This window comes from Pseudoalteromonas sp. 11L1 (genome assembly GCF_055397545.1).
Genome location: NZ_AP041141.1, coordinates 1,351,495 through 1,372,498, shown reverse-complemented (window position 1 = coordinate 1,372,498; position 21,004 = coordinate 1,351,495). Strand labels below are relative to the sequence as shown.

At 40.7% G+C, this 21,004-nt stretch carries 18 protein-coding genes and 4 tRNA genes; 5 read left to right on the top strand and 17 right to left on the bottom strand.

The window, feature by feature from the left end; all coding sequences use genetic code 11:
• Positions 1-33: 33 nt before the first annotated feature.
• The 12 genes from pbp4b to xerD form a co-directional block, all read right to left on the bottom strand.
• Positions 34-1,692, bottom strand: coding sequence for a penicillin binding protein PBP4B (pbp4b, locus tag ACZ5WS_RS06335; protein ID WP_464711188.1), 1,659 nt, complete (start codon positions 1,690-1,692; stop codon positions 34-36).
• A gap of 10 nt (positions 1,693-1,702) precedes the next feature.
• Positions 1,703-2,878: an exo-beta-N-acetylmuramidase NamZ family protein gene (locus ACZ5WS_RS06330; protein ID WP_464711186.1), complete on the bottom strand. Its 1,176-nt coding sequence runs from the start codon at positions 2,876-2,878 to the stop codon at positions 1,703-1,705.
• Between the two features lie 727 nt (positions 2,879-3,605).
• Positions 3,606-3,682, bottom strand: a tRNA-Arg gene (locus ACZ5WS_RS06325).
• Positions 3,683-3,725: 43 nt separating this feature from the next.
• Positions 3,726-3,802: transfer RNA gene (locus ACZ5WS_RS06320), tRNA-Arg, on the bottom strand.
• A gap of 45 nt (positions 3,803-3,847) precedes the next feature.
• Positions 3,848-3,924: transfer RNA gene (locus tag ACZ5WS_RS06315), tRNA-Arg, on the bottom strand.
• 35 nt (positions 3,925-3,959) lie between these two features.
• A tRNA-Ser gene (locus tag ACZ5WS_RS06310) sits at positions 3,960-4,052 on the bottom strand.
• Between the two features lie 128 nt (positions 4,053-4,180).
• The gene (locus tag ACZ5WS_RS06305) at positions 4,181-4,363 is read right to left on the bottom strand and encodes a hypothetical protein (protein ID WP_138606615.1); all 183 of its coding nucleotides are present in this window, start codon (positions 4,361-4,363) and stop codon (positions 4,181-4,183) included.
• A 353-nt stretch (positions 4,364-4,716) separates the two neighbouring features.
• Positions 4,717-6,252 (bottom strand): lysine--tRNA ligase, encoded by a 1,536-nt coding sequence (gene lysS / locus ACZ5WS_RS06300; protein WP_054201888.1) that lies wholly within the window; start codon positions 6,250-6,252, stop codon positions 4,717-4,719.
• 26 nt (positions 6,253-6,278) lie between these two features.
• A protein-coding gene (gene prfB, locus ACZ5WS_RS06295) for a peptide chain release factor 2 (RefSeq protein ID WP_109874146.1) occupies positions 6,279-7,377 on the bottom strand; the annotation gives its coding sequence in 2 pieces (ribosomal slippage) (positions 6,279-7,301 and positions 7,303-7,377; 1,098 coding nt in all).
• Between the two features lie 145 nt (positions 7,378-7,522).
• Complete coding sequence (gene recJ, locus ACZ5WS_RS06290; protein WP_464711184.1) at positions 7,523-9,244, bottom strand: single-stranded-DNA-specific exonuclease RecJ; 1,722 nt, start codon at positions 9,242-9,244, stop codon at positions 7,523-7,525.
• A gap of 85 nt (positions 9,245-9,329) precedes the next feature.
• Positions 9,330-10,058: a bifunctional protein-disulfide isomerase/oxidoreductase DsbC gene (gene dsbC, locus ACZ5WS_RS06285; protein WP_138606619.1), complete on the bottom strand. Its 729-nt coding sequence runs from the start codon at positions 10,056-10,058 to the stop codon at positions 9,330-9,332.
• Positions 10,059-10,131: 73 nt separating this feature from the next.
• Positions 10,132-11,058 carry a site-specific tyrosine recombinase XerD gene (gene xerD / locus ACZ5WS_RS06280; protein ID WP_464711182.1) on the bottom strand — a complete coding sequence of 309 codons (927 nt, stop codon included), beginning with the start codon at positions 11,056-11,058 and terminating at the stop codon, positions 10,132-10,134.
• A 105-nt stretch (positions 11,059-11,163) separates the two neighbouring features.
• Here xerD and fldB point away from each other — a divergent pair, with 105 nt between their 5' ends.
• The gene (gene fldB / locus ACZ5WS_RS06275) at positions 11,164-11,685 is read left to right on the top strand and encodes a flavodoxin FldB (RefSeq protein WP_008467792.1); all 522 of its coding nucleotides are present in this window, start codon (positions 11,164-11,166) and stop codon (positions 11,683-11,685) included.
• A 49-nt stretch (positions 11,686-11,734) separates the two neighbouring features.
• Here fldB and ACZ5WS_RS06270 read toward each other — a convergent pair whose 3' ends face one another.
• The 3 genes from ACZ5WS_RS06270 to ACZ5WS_RS06260 all read right to left on the bottom strand — a co-directional run bounded on the left by ACZ5WS_RS06270 (position 11,735) and on the right by ACZ5WS_RS06260 (position 15,222).
• On the bottom strand, positions 11,735-12,181 hold the full coding sequence (locus tag ACZ5WS_RS06270; RefSeq protein ID WP_464711180.1) for a DUF2147 domain-containing protein: 447 nt from the start codon (positions 12,179-12,181) through the stop codon (positions 11,735-11,737).
• 176 nt (positions 12,182-12,357) lie between these two features.
• Positions 12,358-14,367, bottom strand: a complete 2,010-nt coding sequence (locus ACZ5WS_RS06265; protein ID WP_464711178.1) for an alpha-amylase — start codon at positions 14,365-14,367, stop codon at positions 12,358-12,360.
• Between the two features lie 156 nt (positions 14,368-14,523).
• Positions 14,524-15,222: a tRNA1(Val) (adenine(37)-N6)-methyltransferase gene (locus ACZ5WS_RS06260; protein ID WP_464711176.1), complete on the bottom strand. Its 699-nt coding sequence runs from the start codon at positions 15,220-15,222 to the stop codon at positions 14,524-14,526.
• A 76-nt stretch (positions 15,223-15,298) separates the two neighbouring features.
• Here ACZ5WS_RS06260 and srmB point away from each other — a divergent pair, with 76 nt between their 5' ends.
• Complete coding sequence (gene srmB, locus ACZ5WS_RS06255; RefSeq protein ID WP_010391528.1) at positions 15,299-16,525, top strand: ATP-dependent RNA helicase SrmB; 1,227 nt, start codon at positions 15,299-15,301, stop codon at positions 16,523-16,525.
• 239 nt (positions 16,526-16,764) lie between these two features.
• Positions 16,765-17,085 carry a BON domain-containing protein gene (locus ACZ5WS_RS06250; protein WP_138606629.1) on the top strand — a complete coding sequence of 107 codons (321 nt, stop codon included), beginning with the start codon at positions 16,765-16,767 and terminating at the stop codon, positions 17,083-17,085.
• Positions 17,086-17,525: 440 nt separating this feature from the next.
• Here the strand turns inward: ACZ5WS_RS06250 and ACZ5WS_RS06245 are convergent, their stop codons facing one another.
• Both ACZ5WS_RS06245 and yaaA read right to left on the bottom strand, forming a co-directional pair.
• A complete protein-coding gene (locus tag ACZ5WS_RS06245; protein WP_138606631.1) occupies positions 17,526-18,485 on the bottom strand; it encodes a mechanosensitive ion channel family protein in 960 nt (319 codons plus the stop codon).
• Between the two features lie 106 nt (positions 18,486-18,591).
• Entirely contained in the window at positions 18,592-19,371 is a 780-nt protein-coding gene (gene yaaA / locus ACZ5WS_RS06240) for a peroxide stress protein YaaA (protein ID WP_464711174.1), read from the bottom strand.
• A 218-nt stretch (positions 19,372-19,589) separates the two neighbouring features.
• Here yaaA and tal point away from each other — a divergent pair, with 218 nt between their 5' ends.
• Positions 19,590-20,540 carry a transaldolase gene (gene tal, locus ACZ5WS_RS06235; protein WP_464711172.1) on the top strand — a complete coding sequence of 317 codons (951 nt, stop codon included), beginning with the start codon at positions 19,590-19,592 and terminating at the stop codon, positions 20,538-20,540.
• 227 nt (positions 20,541-20,767) lie between these two features.
• On the top strand, positions 20,768-20,956 hold the full coding sequence (locus tag ACZ5WS_RS06230; RefSeq protein ID WP_008110646.1) for a DUF3545 family protein: 189 nt from the start codon (positions 20,768-20,770) through the stop codon (positions 20,954-20,956).
• Positions 20,957-21,004 lie beyond the last annotated feature (48 nt).

Here is a 21,004-nt window from a genome sequence, read left to right as displayed (position 1 = left end):
AATAGATTTACACCATTAAGTCACTCACTGAGTTTACTGATTTAACAGCGCCTCATAAATTAATGAAACAATAGAACCATATTGAGCGGTTTCGAAATTTTTACCTACAAACTGATAACGTTTTTCACTACCTTTAATTGGTGAATGGCGTGCATTGGTAAGTAAGATGATGGCTAAATCGTAAGCGGGATCAATCACAGTTACTGTGCCAGTCCAACCTGTGTGTCCATAAGCTTGTGGGCTGGCATACGGGCCAAAGTGCCAGCGCCGCGCTTGATTATTTCCTGCAAGACGAAAACCTAAGCCGTAGGTTTCATCGGTACTTTGTGGGGTTAAAAACTGCGCCAAACTACTGGCATTAAAAATTTGCTTATCGCCGTAACCGCCCTTGTTGAGCAACACTTGGCATAAAACGGCTAAATCGGGGGCGTTACTAAATAGTCCTGCATGGCCTGCTACACCATCAAGTGAGTAAAAAGCACGCTCATCATGCACCTGTCCTTGCAACACATTGGTGCGAATATTATCAAAATGAATACGCCCATCTCGGGTATTACCACTAAGCTCCGTGGCGGCAAATTGCTGACGGTTAAAGCCTTTTTTAAGGGGGTTAAATAAAGTGTTGTTAAGCTTTAAAGGCGCGTAAATATGCTGCTCTAGGTATTCGTCGAGTGGTTGGCTGCTAATACGCTCAATTAAAACCCCTAAAATCATGTAATCAATATCAGAGTAAACATGCTGGGCGCTTGGCTCGCTAGCTAGTGGTACGCTGGTAAGCAATAATTGTTTAGTGGTGTCGCTGGCTTGTGAAAAAAACGCTTCGCCATAGCGGGTGTCTTTTCGATGAAAGTCGAACACTGGCGGATAACCGGCTTTATGAGTGAGTAAATCTTTAACTTGGCGCAGCTCTCGTCCATCGCCTTGGTATTCTGTTAGGTAATCACTCACTCTGTTATTTATGTTTAATTGCCCTTCGCTTACTAGTTTCATTAACGCAAAGTTAGTAGCAAATATTTTTGTGTTTGAGGCTAAATCAAAGAGTGTATTTGTTTGCATGGGCTCTGGGCGTAACAACATTAAGTCATTTTGCTGATATTGCTTGGCATCACCATAAGCGGTTAATTTTAATATCTTACCCGCTTTAATTACCGCTAATACCGCACCAGGAAAGCCCGCACTTACATCTTTTTCTATTAGCTTATCTACCGCACTAAAATCAATGGTTTTAGCCACTGAGCTATTTAGAGTAGCAAAGGCAAATCGCAGAGTTAAACTACCGTTAGCTGGTTGAATGTTATCAACCTTAAAAGTATTAACTCCGTTGTGAGTGTACTGCCCTAAATTAAAGGCATACTCAGTATTTTTTTGCAGGGTATCAAGCGCTAACTTTTTATTATTAATATAAATATCGGCACTTAAGGCACTTTCATTTTGTAGTAATAATTGCCCTCGCCCTTTATATGCTTTAAAGGTCCCACGATTATTTACATATTCTCGGCTACTGGGGTTGGACTCAGGAAAGGTAGCAATAACTTGCGCATTAGCGAGGCTCTGTATTTGATTAGGAATAAACGGGCGCTGAGATTTAATTGCACTGCTTGCGCCACTGCAACCGGTAATAATAAAGCAAAGCGTAATTGTCAGTGCGTTAAAAAAAGTACGCTTTGCTAACACGGAAAAATTTAAATACACACTCATTCCTTTATTGGTAGAGCAAATAAGGCGCTCTTTGCTGTTTAAATTGCTCAAGCCCCGCTTGCCAACTTTGCTTAATTTCCTCAGCTGTTCGCCCCGCTTCTATGGCAAGTCTGAGCTGATCAGTTCCTGCGAGTTTATCCATAAAATCGGCACGTTCAAAAAACACCTGCTTAGCCTGAGTCAGTTGCTGGTAAACATTAATTAAATAATTTAAGTTTAAGCCTGTGATATTACTATGGCGTAAATCAATCCCTTTCACCATTTGGTCTTTAAATTTAGGATTAAGCGCTGCGCCTTTTATTGAACGCGGAGTAAAGCTAAAGTCCCCAAGTGCTACTGGTGAATAACCAATAACCTGAAATGCAAAGTCAGTTCCTCTACCTAAGCTAACAGGGGTTGCTTCAAAAAAGCACAACGACGGATACAGCGCTATTGATTGATCGTTGGGTAAATTAGGGCTTGGTTTTACCGGCAAACTGTATGGCGTTGTGCGGGTGTAGCCTGCAACAGGGATCACGCTCAGTTGTAAATTAGCAGCTTGATTGATCCAGCCCTCGCCTTTGATCATTTTAGCAAGCTCGCCTACCGTCATGCCGTGCAGCACGGGTATTGGGTGCATGCCTACAAACGACTTAAAGTCGCGCTCAAGTATTGGCCCATCAACGTAAGCAATATTGGGGTTTGGCCTATCAAGCACAATAAACTCAATACCTTGCTCGGCTGCGGCTTCCATCATGTAATGCATAGAGCTTATGTAGGTATAAAAGCGCACGCCTACATCTTGAATATCAAAAATAATGATATCAACATCGCTTAGCACCTTGGCGCTTGGTTTTTTGTTTTTACCGTAAATAGAAATCAGTGGAATACCGGTTTTGCTATCAACGGCGTTTTTAACATGCGCTCCCGCGTCATGATCGCCTCGAAAGCCATGCTCAGGTGCAAAAATTTTAGTAATATTGATGTTTTTAGTAAGCAAGCTATCAACTAAATGCGTTTGCCCCACTACAGAAGTTTGATTAACCACCAGCCCTACACGCTTATTTTTTAATTGCGGTAAGTACAAAGCAAACTGCTCTGCACCTACGGCGATTGTATGTTTAGCCTCATTTACGTGTGCGGTAACAGTAAAAAGTGCGCTTAAAATAAATAAGAATATAAAAAATACGGTTTTAAACATACAGCAAGATCCTTTTAAACAAGACGTTCAAAATAACACAGCCGAGTTTAAAGAGCAGCTTAGGTTTTAGGTTTTAGGTTTTAGGTTTTAGGTTTTAGGTTTTAGGTTTTAGGTTTTAGGTTTTAGGTTTTAGGTTTTAGGTTTTAGGTTTTAGGTTTTAGGTTTTAGGAATGAGAAGCTGCGCTGCTAATATAAGCAAGTTCTTTGTATATTTAAGTTTTTAAAGCCGTTATTCACAAAGAGGTTAAGAGGCGCTGCGCTTCTAGAGAAGTGATTAAAACATTATAAATAAAAAGCGACGCTTTTAACGTAAGCAAGCTCCACGTCTGCTTGAAATTTTAACTGCTGTGTTTAGTTGGGTTTAACTGATAGCTTAAGACTTTCTCAAATTTCAGGCACAAAAAAACCGACTTAGTGTCTGCCTATGTATGAAAGTGCTGGCGCAGGGCGTATCTTGTAAGAGTGAACCTCCGACCGCCTAGTTCATAGCCTACTACATTTTTAAATTTCACTTTATTTCAGACATAAAAAAACCGACTTTCGTCGGTCTCTTTTCTATTAACTTTTGTAGTAATAGAAAGTGGTGGGCGCAGGACGTATCTTTTAAGAGTGAACCTCTGACCGCTTGGTTCGTAGCTTACTACTTTTCCATATTCACTTTATTTCAGGCATAAAAAAACCGACTTTCGTCGGTTTCTTTTCTATTAACTTTTGTAGTAATAGAAAGTGGTGGGCGCAGGAGGATTCGAACCTCCGACCGCCTGGTTCGTAGCCAGGTACTCTATCCAGCTGAGCTATGCGCCCACTTTCATATTTACTTATTTATACTCTAAGTGAGAGTTGAAAGTGGTGGGCGCAGGAGGATTCGAACCTCCGACCGCCTGGTTCGTAGCCAGGTACTCTATCCAGCTGAGCTATGCGCCCACTTTCATTTTGCTTGTTTTAACTCTAAGCAGAGTGTGTAAAGAGTGGTGGGCGCAGGAGGATTCGAACCTCCGACCGCCTGGTTCGTAGCCAGGTACTCTATCCAGCTGAGCTATGCGCCCATCTTTACGTTTACAAGATTTCGCCATTTAAAAAATGGTGGAGAGGGAGGGATTCGAACCCTCGATAGAGCTACAAACTCTATACTCCCTTAGCAGGGGAGCTCCTTCGGCCACTCGGACACCTCTCCGTCTTGTGGGGCGTATAATAAAGATTTCAGAAAATATGTCAAACACTTTTCTGACAAAAGTGACTATATGGCTATAGATTGCACACATGTCTGGTTTTAAAGTGTAATTAGTTTGAAAATTAATCAGGTTAGGTATTTGGAGTGCTTGAGTTAACACCCATCACTGGCACTAGTTCATCCGTAAGCTCTGCTAGGTATTGCTCTTGGTAGCCCAATTTTTGAAACTCAGCAATACATGCGCGGTAATAAGCTTGTCGCTGTTGCTCTGTGGTGCTCTCATCGGGTAAAGACTCTACTCGTTTAGCTTTCATATTATTTATCTAAGTCCTTTAGAAATTTTTATTTTTACGACTAATAATGACCGTGTACAAATTTCGGCCATATTTTAGCTAAAAAATTCACATAAATACAACATAATGTTTAAAAAACAATCATACCAAAAAGTTATAGCACTGCTTTAATGTTGCTAAGCAGTGAGGCAACTTTATGATAATGAAACTGAATTAAAGGTTAATATCCCTTTGTACTTACATTTTATTATCAGTGTAGTACTTATTAATTAAAAGCCCTAATATAAAGTTTAGGCAATGTCTCACAAACAATAAGGCAAAAAAAACGCCGCTAATTAGCGGCGTTAATAATTTTATAGTTTATTCCTTCAAGCTTAGTCAGCTTGTGGGCGCATGTGCGGGAATAAAATAACATCTTTGATAGTTGATGAGTCAGTAAATAGCATCACTAAACGGTCAATACCAATGCCCTCACCTGCCGTTGGTGGTAAACCATACTCAAGTGCGCGAATGTAGTCTTCGTCATAGTGCATTGCTTCATCATCACCAGCGTCTTTCTCTTCAACCTGACGCGTGAAACGCTCAGCTTGATCTTGTGCATCGTTAAGCTCTGAGAAACCATTTGCTAATTCACGACCGCCAACAAAAAATTCAAAACGATCAGTTACAAATGGATTTTCGTCGTTACGACGTGCAAGTGGAGATACTTCCCACGGGTAGCCTGTGATAAATGTAGGTTGGATAAGCATATGCTCAGCCGTTTCTTCAAATATTTCACATAAGAACTTACCTGGGCCCCATACGCAGTTTTCAGGAATTTTAACGTGTACTTGTTTAGCGTACGCTTTTAATTCTTCAAAGTGGTTTTCTGGGTCGTTAAATACCGCAGCATCAAACTCAGGGTTATATTTTAAGATAGCATCTGCCATGCTTAAACGCGTGAATGGTTGACCAAAGTCGTACTCTACTGAGTCAACAACGTCGCCGTTTTCATCTTTAGTGGTGTTAACCACAATTGGGCTGCCCAGTACATTAGTTGCAACTGTACGTAACATGTCTTCGGTGATGTTCATTAAATCAATGTAGTCAGCATACGCTTGGTAGAACTCAATCATAGTGAATTCTGGGTTGTGGCGTGTCGATAACCCTTCGTTACGGAAGTTACGGTTAATTTCGAATACGCGGTCAAAACCACCTACCACTAAACGCTTTAAGTAAAGCTCTGGTGCAATACGCAAGTACATGTCGATATCAAGCGCATTATGATGCGTTACAAACGGACGTGCCGTCGCGCCACCAGGAATAACCTGTAGCATTGGCGTTTCTACTTCCATAAAATCGCGGTCAGCTAAAAAGCGACGAATGCCTTCAACTACTTGTGAGCGAATGCGGAATGTTTCACGCGTTGCTTCGTTAGTTATTAAATCAACATAACGTTGACGGTATTTAGTTTCTTGATCTGATAAGCCATGGAATTTTTCTGGTAGTGGACGAAGTGACTTAGTCAGCAGTTCGTACTCTGTCATTTCTACGTATAAATCGCCTTTACCTGATTTGTTCAGCGCGCCCTTAACACCAATAATATCGCCAATATCAAGCTGACCATATTTTGCTTTTAAATCTTTTTGAACGTCTTTTGAGGCATATGCTTGCACACGGCCTTTCATGTCTTGAATAGACATAAATGGACCACGTTTAGCAAGAATACGACCTGCTATCGATACTACGTGCTGTAATTCGATTAGCTCTTCTTTACTCTTATCACCAAACTCAGCCTGCAAATCTGCCGTGTAATGCTCACGACGGAATTGGTTTGGATGACCGTTGGCTGGGCAATTTTCGCGAATAGCGTCTAATTTGCCGCGACGCTCAGCGATTAACTTATTTTCGTCTTGGATTTGATCAGTCATTTTTTAGCTCTTTTTTAGCTTGGTGGTTATAAACCAGATTTTAAGCTGGCTTCAATAAATTTATCTAGGTCGCCATCGAGTACCGCTTGAGTATTACGGTTTTCAACGCCAGTACGTAAATCTTTAATACGCGAGTCATCAAGTACGTATGAACGAATTTGACTTCCCCAGCCAATATCAGACTTGTTGTCTTCTTGGCTTTGCTTTTCAGCATTTTGCTGTTGCAGCTCAAGCTCAAATAATTTCGCTTTTAACTGCTTCATTGCTTGGGCTTTATTTTTATGCTGCGAGCGCTCGTTTTGACACTGCACCACGGTATTGGTTGGTACGTGGGTAATACGTACTGCCGATTCAGTGGTATTTACGTGCTGACCACCCGCGCCTGATGCACGGTAAACGTCTATACGTAAGTCAGACGGATTAATATCAATCTCAATGTTGTCATCAACTTCTGGGTAAACAAACGCAGATGCAAACGAGGTATGGCGGCGGCCACTTGAATCAAATGGGCTTTTACGAACTAAGCGGTGTACGCCTGTTTCAGTGCGTAACCAACCATATGCATACTCACCAGAAAAACGTACTGTTGCGCCTTTAATACCAGCAACATCGCCATCGGTCGCCTCAACAAGCTCTACTTTAAAGCCTTTAGCTTCACCCCAGCGTAAGTACATACGCAGTAAAATATTACACCAGTCTTGTGCTTCAGTACCGCCAGAGCCTGATTGTAAATCAAGGTAGGCATCGTTTGAATCGTGAGAGCCTGAAAACATACGACGAAACTCAAGCCCTTCAAGCTGCTGGTTTAAATCAGCTAGTTCGCTTTGTGCTTCATCAAAGGTGTCTTGATCTTCAGCTTCAACAGCAAGCTCTACTAAACCTTCAACATCGTCAGTACCAGCAACAAGGTTATCGATTGTTTCAACCACGGCTTCTAGTGCTGACTTTTCACGACCAAGGGCTTGTGCGCGCTCAGGCTCATTCCATACGGCTGAATCTTCAAGTTCGGCGTTAACTTCTTCTAAACGTTCTTGTTTAAGAGCGTAGTCAAAGGTACCCCCGAAGCAGTTCAGTACGTTCGCGAATTTCCTTGATTTGATTAATCACAGGATTCACTTCAAACATGTACATTACTCCAAAATGGCTAGGTTATTGCGCACTTAAAAAAGAAACCGAGCGCAATTAAAAATCATTAAATAATAAAAACGCCCGATTTTAACAAAAAACCGCGCGTTTTATTAGCCTTTTATGCATGGTTTGAAGATATTTTTTAGCCCACTTTTTCAAGCTCTCTAACTATAAGTTGTAAGCTAAATTTACCTCTAAATTCATTTATATCGAGCTGATACGCTACTTTAACAAACTGCGCCTCGGTATCTGGCCACGCTTTTACATCAATGCCAAAGGCTATGGCATCCACTAAGCGTGCAGACTGATGCTTTAATACTAGCTTTAAGTGTTTTTCACCCACAATACGCTGCTGGATTACTTCAAAGGTGTGTTCAAATATCGGCTCAGGAAACTGCTGCCCCCACGGGCCCGATTGTTTTAAAAGCTGGGCAAAATCCATGCTAAAGCAATCATTAGGTAACTCACCATCTGTAAATACAATACAGCGTTTACTTTCTTCACTGAGTTGCTCGCTAACTGCACTATTAAATGCGCGTTTGAACTCAGTAAATTGTTGCTCGTTAATACTTAAACCTGCCGCCATTGCGTGGCCGCCAAATTTATTAATTAAACCAGGCTGCGCAGTGTTTAACCCCTCAAGCAGGTCGCGCATATGCAAGCCTTCAATAGAGCGACATGAACCTTTTATTTCACCGTTTTCGCCACCCGCAAATATCACGGTTGGGCGGTGGTATTTTTCTTTTAAGCGCCCCGCTAAAATGCCAATAACACCTTGATGCCAATCGTCTTGATACAAACAAATAGCATCAGGCACACTATCTTCTTTAAATGCTAGCCTATCGAGCACGGCTTGCGCCTCTACTTGCATACCTTGCTCTATTTCACGTCTGGCAAAGTTTAAGCTATCAAGCTCGCCGGCTATGCGCCTTGCTTGATTTATGTCGTTGCTAAGTAAGCAAGCTATACCCAAACTCATGTCATCTAGGCGCCCAGCTGCATTTAAACGCGGCGCTAATGAAAAGCCAAAATCGCTGGCACTTAAACGAGCTGCATTACGATTAGCCACTTCAATCAGTGCGGTGATACCTGGGCGCGTTTTACCGCTGCGAATACGTGCCAAGCCTTGATGCACTAACGTACGGTTATTCGCATCCAGAGCCACCACATCGGCCACCGTACCAAGGGCTACAATATCGAGTAAGTCAGCAATATTTGGCATAGGATGTTGGTTAAAGTAGCCTTGTTCACGCAGCGCACTTCTCAGTGCGATAAGTAAATAAAACGCCACACCAACACCAGCTATCGACTTAGAAGGAAAATCACAGTCATGACGATTAGGATTAACAATAGCATCGGCATTCGGCAGTTGCTCGCCTTGTAAATGGTGATCTGTAACCAGCACTTTAATGCCTGCGGCTTTAACAATATCAATCCCTGCAATGCACGAAATACCGTTATCTACGGTGATCACTAAATCGGGCTGCATAGTCACTATTTGCTCAGCCAATGCTGGGCTTAAGCCATAACCTAAACTAAAGCGGTCTGGCACTAAGTAATCTAAATGGGTAAAGCCAAACATGGCCAACCCTTGCATTAAGGTGGCGGTGCTGGTTGCGCCGTCGGCGTCAAAATCGCCAACAATAAGTATTTTGCTTTGTGCATGCAGTGCATCAATTAACAGTTGGCTGGCTTTGTCTATATCTTTAAACAACTTAAAGTCGAGTAAAGTAGCCGCACTATTATTTAATTCATCAGCATGGCAGACGTTACGCGTGGCATAAATTTGCTTAATAACAGGATGTAGATGACTAGGTAGATGAGAGTCGTCAACGGGTTCTCGCGCAATAATCATTTTTTTCATGCTGGTTTTTTAACTTATGATATTCATAATAAAAAGACAAAAAAAGGCCATAAAGGCCTTTTTAAACAGGTACTCAGGTTTTTAATTAACCTGCTTTATTCGCCTCAAGCGCAGCGCTTAATGCGGCTGCTGGTTGGTAGCCTGGGATCATCGTGCCATCTTCTAAAATAATAGCCGGTGTACCACTAACACCAAAACTTTGGCCTAATTGGTAATGCTCTGCAACGGGTGCGCTACAATCTTTTACAATTTGTGTATCCGAGCCCGATTTAGCTTCAGTAAGTGCTTCTTGCTGATCTTTAGCACACCACACATTCATTAAATCAGCATAACCTGACCCCTGTAGGCCGCCACGTGGAAATGCGAGGTATTTAACCGTAATACCCGACTCAAGTAAGTCATCAAGCTCTCGGTGTAATTTACGACAGTAACCACAGCTAATATCTGTAAACACGGTAATGCTGTGTTTTTCTTCTGGCGCTTTATACACAATCATTGAATCTTCGTATTCTTTTAACCCTGATTGGCGCACACCATTAAGTGCTTGCTCGGTTAAATTATTACGGTTGTTTAAATCGATTAGCGTACCTTGCATTAAAAACTGACCGTCAGGGCTTGCATATAGCACCCCTTTATTGGTAATCAATTCTTTTAAGCCTGCAACCGGACTTGGGTTAATTTGTTTTACAGTTACTCCAAGCGCGGCAAATTTTGTCACGATAGGATCATTGGCATCGGGTGTTACTGCAACGCCATTAGCAAAAGCGCTCAAACTAGTGCACAACATGGCACCTGCTAACATTAATTTTTTCATAACGGGTTCTCTATCCTAAAAAATACTTATCTTATCGTGTCTATATGACCGGCTTAGTGACAAAAAAATTCGCTTAAGCACGAGGATGGTGCTCAGCATGCACCGATTTTAATCGCTCATTCGCTACATGCGTATAAATTTGGGTAGTTGATAGGTCGCTGTGGCCAAGCATCATCTGCACCACACGCAAGTCAGCCCCATGATTTAATAAATGCGTTGCAAATGCATGTCGCAAAGTGTGAGGTGATAACGGCGACTCAACGGATGCCAAAATAGCATAGTGTTTAATCCGATGCCAAAAAGTTTGTCGTGTCATGCCCACCCCACGTTTAGAGGGAAAGACAAAATCGGTGGCATGTTTTATCATTTGTGCTCGCCCAAGCTTTAAAAATTGCTCCAGCCAATACATAGCCTCTTCACCTAAAGGCACTAATCGCTCTTTATTTCCTTTACCTTTTACAAACACCACAGCTTGGCGCAAATTTATTTGCTCCATTCTCAGCCCTACCAGCTCAGTTACCCGCAAGCCCGTTGCATACAATAGCTCTAGCATGGCTTTGTCGCGCAGCCCCATTGGCTCTTCTATATTGGGGGCACTTAATAGTGCCTCTACTTCGGCTTCAGAAAGCGTTTTTGGTAATGATTGCCCCGCTTTAGGCTGAGCAATATTGACCATAGGTGAGTCGCTAATTATTTTTTCGCGTACAAAGTACTGATAAAAACGTTTTAATGCACTAATGCTACGCGCAGTACTGCGTGGCTTTAGCCCTAAATCAACACGGTGTGCCAAGTAACTTTCAACATCTAAGCTGGTTACCGTCATTAAGTTTTCGCCTTTTAAAAATTGGCAAAACTTATCTAAGTCACTGCGATAAGCGCTCAGTGTATTTTCACTTACGCCTTGTTCTAAATAGAGGCTATCAAGAAAGGTTTCTAAAAAGTCGCTATTGCTATTTAGCTCAGTGTTTTGTTCAGGTAAATCGTCAGATAGCGTTGTCACGTTGTGATCTCATGTTGGTAATACCACGGGAGAAGGTATCAATTAAAAATACCTTACGGTAAACTTGAGCCTATCATAACAGGCAATTACACAGTGATAAATACGATGCAGATTGGTTTATTTTTTGGTTCTACTACCTGCTATACCGAAATGGCGGCAGAAAAAATACGCGATATTATTGGCGCCGACATTGTCAGCTTACATAATATTAAAGACGAGCCGCTAAAAAACGCTGAGCAATATGACTTTATCATTTTTGGTATTTCTACGTGGGACTTTGGCGAAATTCAAGAAGATTGGGAATCAAAGTGGGACGACATAAAAGACGTTGACCTAAATGGTAAAACCATTGCCTTATTTGGGATGGGCGATCAGCAAGGGTATGGCCAATGGTTTCAAGACGCATTAGGCATGCTTCATGATGAAATAAATGCCCAAGCCATTACTCAACTTGGCTTTTGGCCTAACGACAGTAACTACGAATTTGAAGCGTCTAAAGCCCTTACCGAAGACGGTAAACAATTTGTTGGTTTAGCATTAGACGAAGATAGTCAGTACGAACTAAGCGACGAGCGTATTGCCACCTGGGTAGAACAAGTGATGACAGAGTACGCTGAAACTCTGTAACTATTTAGTATACAAACAGCGCTGCCATGCAGCGCTTTTTAACCCTTAATTACTCTACTTTTAACCAGTATTGGTTACGGTAAAAAAAGCCCACATAACCACGCACTTCTAACTGTTCACCATTTTGCTTTGGAGTTAGGCGCACACTGTAGGTTTTACCGTTATTTGGGTCGAGTATTTCACCGTCTTCCCAACTACCATCTCCGGCATAAGTTACATCTTCAATAATGGTCATGCCTAGCATCGGCTGATTCTTTTTATCACCGTTGCACTCGCTACAAAGCGCATCTTGCTTGGCTTTATTGAGTATTGTTTCAATTTTGCCAGTCAGTACGCCATCTTGTTCAGTAATGCGTACGTACGACTTTGCTTCTTTGGTGTCTTCATTAATGGTTTTCCAAAGCCCTACAGGACTCATGTTTGCATGCGTACTATGGCTTATAAATAAAGCTGCAGCGAGAGTGCTTAGCAAAGTTAGTTTATTAAAGTTTTTCATTGAGTTGCTTTAATTTTAAATAGCGAATAAAACGATAATACCAGCTGATTTATAAACACACTATGAAATTACATAGCTAATTAGGTGCATGTAAAAAATAAAAACCAAGTGCGTTTTAACACACTTGGTTTTTAGATAATAATCACGTTTTAAAGTACATGATTAAAAGTGCATATTTAAAAGTCACGTACCTCTACACTTGAGCTATTAAATTCAAACATATTAATTTTGCCGCACTGGGCCATATGGTTAGTGCTTGCATATGGGGTGTTTGCTTGATTTATATCGCCCTCCCACTCAGGGCCATTTTTTACAAATGCTTTGAGTTCAAACCAGCCGTTAACGGCTTTACTGCAATCCATATCAACATCAAGCATCCAGTAGTGTTCGCCCCATATGTTAAGTGGTGTAACGCCAAAACCATCATTATCTACCGTTTTTTGTGCCCCGAATTCACTAGGCCATATATTAGTAGTCCAATCCATCGCGGTACCTTGCGCCTCACTGCTTTGACCTTGCTCAATACCATACCAATCTAGGTAATTATCGTTTGCTTTCCAAGGCAAAGTGGTGTTGTTTTTTAAATTGTTGTGACGAATAGGCATGGCACATTCAATGTTCGTTGTTTGGCAGTTTCTACCAAGGTTTGCATTCGCATAAATGTGATCTATTCCACCACGAACAAACATATCTTGCCCGCTTTGTGTTTGCGCATTGATAAAAACAACGGTTCTTTGCCAATCACCACCGTTATTAGGAAGCGAGCCTTGTAGTAATTTAGCATTTTTATGAATAGCCATGGCATCCCATGGCGCCACATTTAGGTTAATAGTGCCGTTACTATTAACTGTAATAACCTGACCACTACAGCTTTTAGCATCACCCGAAAGCTCACCTTTTAATACGTTACAGTACTGCCCAGCAGCCATATCTGTTTGAACTGTTGCATTTAAAGTTGAGTCTTCTTTATTAATTGCCATATGGCCTGAGCTACCTCGCCCAAATGCAATCTGGTTATTGGTGTTATCCCACCAGTTTGTTACAACCCAGTTATCGGCAGTGTTATTTCTAAAATCAACACCACCAGCAATGTACGACCAACGATGCTCACACTTCCATTTGCTTGCAAAACATTCCAAGTTACCATTGTTGTGCACTGGCACACTTGGCCCACCTGCATCGGTATCACCATGAAAGTCATAACTCGACATGACTTTTGGGTACCCATACGGATACGCCAACATAAAGACGTTAGCTAGGTCGTATAAACGGCCATCTTCAAAAGTAATTACATTACCCGCACCACCATGCCCACGTTGGTTATCATGGTTATCAACAAATACCACAGCTGATGAACTTGGCATAAAACCCCAACCTTCACCAAAATTACTTAGCCACGCAAGCGAGCCATTTCTAAACGCATTACCAAGTTGGGTACTATATTTAAACTCAGTAACTAAACCTGTACTTAAATACTCTGAAGCATCTACCGCTTCAGTACCTTGATCTATCACCTCATGAAACACCACTGGCGAGCCATTTATTTTAGCCATTAGACTTTGAATATCGCTTGCAGCAACATGCTTAGCAGCATCAAACCTAAAGCCTTTAACACCTAAAGCTTGCAGGTCATTAATATAGGCCGCTAACGTATTTTGCACATAAGTTGAAGCGGTATTTAAATCGGCAAGCCCTACCAGCTCGCAATGTTGCACACGATAGCGGTTATTACCGTAATCTTCAGGGTTAATTGAGCAGCTTTGGTGAAAATCTTGTGGGCTATAAATAGGATATTGTTTATTACCAAAGTTATTACCGGCGGTACCAGTACCATTGCCTGCAGCCATATGGTTTATTAGGGTATCAACATATATATCTACGCCTGCCGAATTACATCGATTAACCATATCTATAAACTGCGTCCGGTTCCCGCCACGGCTTTGCAGTTGGTAGCTCACAGGTTGGTAGCGAGTCCACCATTGATTACCTGTAATATGCTCGTTAGGCGGAGATACCTGTACAGCAGCATATCCTTTGGGCCCTAAAAACTGTTCACATTCTTGGGCTATATCTTGCCAGTTCCATTCAAATAGATGCACAAATGTTGTAGGTGCAGCCATAGCTAAGCTTGGTAAAGTTAAGCCGAGGCTCAATCCTGCAGTGGTGATAATTTTATTCAGCTTCATAGTGTGTGTTCCAAGTGTTGAGCGAGTTAAACAACATACTCGACGTTATTTACAAGTGGTTAACACTAGTCTGGTGATTGATTAAATAAAAACTGAATACGTATGCATAATGGGTAAATTATCTTTCTTTTTAAATAACTAAGCTCAATTTATAGCTTACATCTTTAAATAAAATGCTTTGCAAAGCCCGACATAATCAGCTGTGTAGGTGTTGTTTTCATCTTTTATGCAAAGCACTGATTGCTCTAATTCTGTTTTGATTGAGCTAAAGCGCATTAAGCTGCGGCTGAACACTTTACTCGGTGTAGTTTTTACTTTGCAATGCGCGTTTAAATACAGCCCTTGTTGCTGCGCCAAGGTTATAAATAACTGTGCCTCTTTGCTGGGTAAAATTAAATTAAAGTGTGCCTGTTTATGCGTTAAGCGTTTAAACGCAGCAATCAGTTCTGCAAAGCTTAAACCATCGGTATGGCGAGCGGCATTGCGTGCTGCATTATCACTTTTTAAACTGTGATTAAAATAAGGCGGATTAGATATAACGCAATCAAATTTAGTCTCAGCCGCAAAATGCTGAATGCCTTGATGATAAATACTAATATCAGGCCAAGGGCTTTGCTGGCAATTTTTTACAGCTTGCTGGTAGGCGGCTTCATCAACCTCAACCGCACTCACCTTTAAATCTGGCACTCGCTGTTTACACATTAACGCCAGTAACCCCGTACCTGTGCCAATATCTAATAACGAACTTGCACCGCTTAAATCAGCCCATGCCCCAAGTAAAATACCATCGGTAGAGACCTTCATGGCGCACTGGTCGTGCTCAACCTTAAATTGTTTAAATGCAAAACCAGACATTTTTTCACCTTTTCATTCACCAAGTAGGTTTAAGTGCGTATAATTAACGGCAATTGTCCCCTATTTTTGACACTCTATGCAATTTTCTGAATTTGATCTTGATAATAAGCTACTCAATGCTATTAATAAAATGGGTTTTGAAACCCCTACTAGCATTCAACAACAAGCCATTCCTGAGGCGTTGCAAGGGCGTGATATTTTAGCGTCTGCACCGACAGGTACGGGTAAAACGGCGGCATTCTTAATTCCAGCAATTCAATATTTAATGGATTTCCCGCGTCGTGATCCGGGCTTTGCACGGGTATTAATTATGACCCCAACTCGCGAGCTTGCTTATCAAATTCATGAACAATGTGAGTTACTTGCAAAACAAACCCACTTAAAAATTGGGGTGGTTACCGGCGGTATTAATTACGGTACACATAAAGAAATTTTTGAAAATAATAACGACATTTTAATCGCCACACCTGGGCGTTTAATGGAGTATTTGGAAACTGAAAACTTCCACGCAGAAAACGTAGAAATGCTCATTCTTGATGAAGCCGACCGCATGCTCGACATGGGCTTTCGTAAAGAAATGCTGCGTATTTGTGATGAAGCTAAAAATCGTCGTCAGTGCTTTTTATTCTCAGCTACTCTTGAAGGTGACAGCGTAGAATTATTTGCAGAGCGTATTTTAAACGACCCGGCTCTACTTGAAGCCGAATCATCACGCAAAGAAAAAGCTAAAATACACCAATGGGTTCATTTGGCTGACGATTACCATCACAAGCTTGAGCTATTAGTTAACACCTTAAACGGCCCTGATGTTAGTAAAGCGATTGTGTTTGTAAAAACTCGTGAGCGCCTTGAAACCCTTATTGGTGAACTAACCAATAACGGCGTTAAAGCTGCGTGGCTACGTGGTGAAATGCCACAAGATAAACGCATGAAAGCGATGGAAAATTTCCACAGTGGCAAAACCCGCATTTTAGTCGCGACCGATGTAGCCGCGCGTGGTATTGATGTAGCTGATATAAGCCACGTAATTAACTTTGATATGCCTCGCACTGCAGATGTTTACGTACACCGTATTGGCCGTACAGGTCGCGCGGGTAAAAAAGGCATAGCAATTTCACTAATTGAAGCACACGATATTGGCATCCTTTACAAAGTAGAACGTTACATAGAGCAGAAGCTAAAACGCCGTGTATTTAAAGGATTAGAGCCAAAACATAAAGAAGCTAAGCCACCAGTTAAAAAGCGTAAAGATCCAGTAAAAATGAAAGCGAAGAAAAAAGCCAAAGCTAAGAAGAAAAAATAGCTCTAGCTTGAATATATTTGATTGAGCCGACGTTTGTCGGCTTTTTTGTGGCTTAAAAACAGTGAGTAAGCAATTCAGAGTAATATGTAAAAACTACTTAGCTGAATAACCACTTAATAAAATACCCAATTATTTCAAACAGTTAAATTTGGAATGAAACTTGTAACCCTAGTCAATATATGAGTATTAAAACGCCAAATAACGGCGATAATTTTTCAAAACACACTAAGGATATAGTTATGAGTCGCATTAAATTTACTATCGGTTTTATTTCGTTTTGTTGTTTATTTTTATTAGTCTCTGCTTTTAAAGTTAGTGCAGCAACGCATTTAGCGATAGTGAGTAGTGTGGCCACACAAGCTACTTTACAGCAATCTATTACTCATGAATTACGTACTAACCCAAACCTAGAATTAAAAAATTTAAACGTACAGGTTGAAAATGGCGACGTTGAACTCAAAGGCAAAGCTAATAGCGGTTTTGAACGTGCTCTTGCTCAAAAGTTTTTAGAAAATATGGATGGGGTTAAAGTCATTCGTAACAAAATTAGTGTTATTTAATACACCTCCTTCTTAACTTATTCTTCAGCGCTGCTTGTTGCTCCAACACAAGCGGCGCTTTTTATGGCCTGCAAGATATAATTTAATGCAGAACATACTCCCGAGCCAGTATAAATAGCTTGATTAAAAGCCTTTTAGTTTACGCGCCAATCGCGACGCTCATTGCAGCTACTTATACCATTGAATCCTTTACTCAAAGACACTTCTATATAGGGCTTGCATCAAGCTTGAGAACATATTCGATTAATTAAATAATCTATTTTGAAATGAGAAACCTTATCGATATAGTTTTCTAATTGAGACTCTTTTAAATTAGTCAACGCAAGGCTTTAGTTACTTCCGAACATCAATTAATTATAATAAAAAGCGCGTTTTTACTTTGTAAAAACGCGCTGATAGTCAGTAAGTTTTTCCTACCGCTTTCCCTTGTAAATTTAAAATTAATTGCTTTCCTGGCTTGTATCAGTGTTGCTATCAGCCTCTTTACTAGTTGACTGCTGACTTATTTTATCGCTTATCATGGCATCGAGTTTTTCACCGCCTTTAATACCGAAATCCAACGTACGAATAGGAAACGGAATACTTATATCAGCAGCATCGAGTGCTTGCTTTACTGCCACAACACCTTTGTGACGCACCGTCATAAAATCGGGCTCACCAGGGTATTTAATCCAAAACCATACCAATAAGTTTATACTGCTATCACCAAAGCCTTCTGCGTACACCGCGGTCTCATCTTTGCGGATCACAAAGTCGAATTGATTAATTTTTTCGACAATAACTTCACTGGCTTTTTCTATATCGTCAGCGTAAGAAATACCTACTGGTACTTCTATTCTTCTGACCCCTAAAGTGCTGTAATTACGCAGTACATTTCTAAATAGTATTTTATTAGGAACCAGTATCAACTGCCCGTAAAAGCTCTCTATTAGTGTGTTACGTAAATTTATTGAATGCACTGAACCAAATACGTTATCGGTCTCGATAACATCACCCGCTTTGAACGGTTTACGAATACCCATAGCAATACCCGCAATTAGGTTTTCGGTCATATCTTGAAAAGCAAAACCAATGGCGAGACCAACAATACCTGCACCCGCAAGTAGTGACGTAACGGTACTTTTTAAACCCATAAAATCAAGGGCAATAAAGACTCCTACACTCAAAACAATGACTTTAAAAATGGAGGCCATTAAGTCGGCAATTTGAGTAGAATCGAGGGAACGACGCAATACTTTTTTCATTCCTTTGCCTGCAAGGCGGGCAATAAATGAAAATATAATCGCAATAATCACCGCGACTATAAAGTTAGGGATATGACTTATAACAACATCAAACCAACCGCCGAGCTTCTCTTCTATGAGTTTTTCGGCTTCTGTAATTGAGGGAATTGAGAGCATTTGTTTTTATACCTTAGTTTGGGTTAATAACCTAAGGTCTGCAAAAATAGCGCCAAAATAAAAAGCCATGCAATGCATGGCTTTTTAAACATTTTAAAAAAGTGTGTTAGCTTTGCTCTTCGCGCAAAAATACCGGTTCAAGTTCTTTAGTGGTTACTTCTGAGCTAAAGTAATAACCGGCCACGGTAAACTCTTTAAGCTGACTTAATTGCGTGACTTGGTTTTCGATAAGGTAACGCGCCATCATGCCGCGCGCTTTTTTAGCGTAAAAGCTAATCACTTTATATTGGCCGTTTTTACAGTCTTTAAAATGTGGCGTAATAATTTGTGCGTTAAGCGTTTTTTTATCTACCGCTTTAAAGTATTCGTTAGACGCTAAATTAACTAAGTATTGTGCATCTTGTGCCGCTAAAACGTCGTTAAGTTTATTAGCAATAATACTGCCCCAAAACTCATATAGGTTTTTACCACGGCTGTTTTCAAGCTTTGTACCCATTTCTAGGCGGTAGGCTTGCATTAAATCAAGTGGTTTTAATAATCCGTATAAACCCGAGAGTATACGTAAATGCTCTTGAGCATAATCAAGTTGCTTAGCCGTTAGGGTGTCGGCATCTAAACCGCCATATACATCGCCATTAAAGGCAAGCACCGCTTGTTTAGCATTACTCGTAGTAAACGGTTGCGCCCACTCACTAAAACGTGCTGCATTAAGGCCCGCGAGCTTATCGCTAATTTTCATTAAACTACCAATCTGCGCAGGAGTTAGTTCACGGCATACTTTCATGAGCGCTTCGCTGTGCTCAAGTAATTCAGGTTGAGTGAACTTATCTGTTGCGGGTGGCGTGTCGTAATCAAGATTCTTTGCTGGTGAAATAACAGTGATCATAGTTAGCTATTGACTTGTAAATTATTTAATGTCAATTTCAACATTAAATGAGACGAAAAGCACGTTTTGTTTAAAATTATCCTACCTAAAACTCAACCGTTACCGTTTTTTCATTGATAAGGACATAAGACCTATCAAGCATTGTCACACTGTTGCAGTATAGCTATATTAAGGTAGTTTAGATTTTCTTTTAACTTGCTTGGAATGAGGAAAAGCAAATGACTAGCGCTCTACAAAGGCTTAAACAACATTCTTCTATCGTGGCCGACACGGGCGATATAGAAGCCATAAAAAAACATCAACCTGAAGATGCGACTACCAATCCATCGCTGCTTTTAAAAGCGAGCGAGATTGAAGCTTACAAACCTTATCTAGATAAAGCATGGCAATACGCTAAAGAAACCGAGCAACAGCCTGCAAAACAACTAGAGCTGGCTTGTGACTATTTTGCAGTGTTACTCGGTAAAGAAATTAGCGAAATTATTCCGGGTTATATTTCTACTGAGGTTGATGCACGTTTATCATTTGATACCCAAGCAACAATTAATAAAGCACATACTTTACTAAGCCTTTACGAGAAAGAAGGTGTAAGCAAAGACAAGATTTTAATTAAAGTTGCCTCTACTTGGGAAGGCATTAAAGCCGCAGAACAGTTAGAAAAAGAAGGCACTAAATGTAACTTAACGCTTTTATTTAGTGATGCTCAAGCCCGTGCCTGTGCTGATGCAAACGTATTTTTAATTTCGCCATTTGTTGGCAGAATTTTAGATTGGCACGTAGCAAACGGTATGGAAAAACCAACCGACCCGCTACAAGACCCGGGTGTACAATCGGTGCGTAGTATTTTTGAGTTTTATAAACGTCACGATTACAAAACGGTTGTTATGGGCGCAAGCTTTCGTAACACCGGTGAAATTATTGCCCTTACAGGCTGCGATAAGCTAACAATTAGCCCTAATCTTTTAGAAGAGCTAGGTAATTTAGAAGACGCACAAGAATACTTACTAGAGAGCGATATTGCTAAAGAGCCAAAACCAGAGCCACTTAGCGAAGCACAGTTCCGTTGGTTACATAACCAAGATGCTATGGCTACTGAGAAACTAGCTGAAGGTATTCGCTCATTTGCAGATGCGCAAGAGCAATTAGAAGCACGCTTTAAAGCGATGTAACTAACAGCTGTTTAACGAATTTAAAAACGTCGCTTTTTAGCGACGTTTTTTTGTGCCTGCGATTTATTTTAAATACTCGACTTGTTCCTATTTACGTTCTTTTTGTATTGATCTTCATCAAAACACCACCCATTAGTAACAGTTTCGTCACATTTATATTCTATTTTATTAATAGCTATGGTATAGATAATGCCGAGGTTCAAAAAGTGGTCAATAGGAGATAATCAATGGATAGCCTAAACGAAATAATAGAAATATTAGAAGGTTCTGATACATCGAAAAAAACCTCTCAAAAAAATAAAAAAAGAAAATGGCGCGAAATAGAAGCAATAAAAGATAAGCAACGTTTGCGCAAAGAACTACAGGAGCTCGACTATTTTGCTGATAGTATTGCTATTGATGAGTTAGAGTTTTAATCAACAACAGCATCTAAAAAGGCTTTCATTTATGAAAGCCTTTTTTAA

Bases quoted from the DNA above. Each gene is read 5' to 3' on its own strand.
- lysS (WP_054201888.1), bottom strand. From the start codon at position 6,252: ATGACTGATCAAATCCAAGACGAAAATAAGTTAATCGCTGAGCGTCGC.
- yaaA (WP_464711174.1), bottom strand. From the start codon at position 19,371: ATGATCACTGTTATTTCACCAGCAAAGAATCTTGATTACGACACGCCA.
- ACZ5WS_RS06330 (WP_464711186.1), bottom strand. From the start codon at position 2,878: ATGTTTAAAACCGTATTTTTTATATTCTTATTTATTTTAAGCGCACTT.
- ACZ5WS_RS06265 (WP_464711178.1), bottom strand. From the start codon at position 14,367: ATGAAGCTGAATAAAATTATCACCACTGCAGGATTGAGCCTCGGCTTA.
- ACZ5WS_RS06230 (WP_008110646.1), top strand. From the start codon at position 20,768: ATGGATAGCCTAAACGAAATAATAGAAATATTAGAAGGTTCTGATACA.
- ACZ5WS_RS06245 (WP_138606631.1), bottom strand. From the start codon at position 18,485: ATGCTCTCAATTCCCTCAATTACAGAAGCCGAAAAACTCATAGAAGAG.
- ACZ5WS_RS06305 (WP_138606615.1), bottom strand. From the start codon at position 4,363: ATGAAAGCTAAACGAGTAGAGTCTTTACCCGATGAGAGCACCACAGAG.
- ACZ5WS_RS06250 (WP_138606629.1), top strand. From the start codon at position 16,765: ATGAGTCGCATTAAATTTACTATCGGTTTTATTTCGTTTTGTTGTTTA.
- recJ (WP_464711184.1), bottom strand. From the start codon at position 9,244: ATGAAAAAAATGATTATTGCGCGAGAACCCGTTGACGACTCTCATCTA.
- srmB (WP_010391528.1), top strand. From the start codon at position 15,299: ATGCAATTTTCTGAATTTGATCTTGATAATAAGCTACTCAATGCTATT.
- dsbC (WP_138606619.1), bottom strand. From the start codon at position 10,058: ATGAAAAAATTAATGTTAGCAGGTGCCATGTTGTGCACTAGTTTGAGC.
- tal (WP_464711172.1), top strand. From the start codon at position 19,590: ATGACTAGCGCTCTACAAAGGCTTAAACAACATTCTTCTATCGTGGCC.
- fldB (WP_008467792.1), top strand. From the start codon at position 11,164: ATGCAGATTGGTTTATTTTTTGGTTCTACTACCTGCTATACCGAAATG.
- ACZ5WS_RS06260 (WP_464711176.1), bottom strand. From the start codon at position 15,222: ATGTCTGGTTTTGCATTTAAACAATTTAAGGTTGAGCACGACCAGTGC.
- ACZ5WS_RS06270 (WP_464711180.1), bottom strand. From the start codon at position 12,181: ATGAAAAACTTTAATAAACTAACTTTGCTAAGCACTCTCGCTGCAGCT.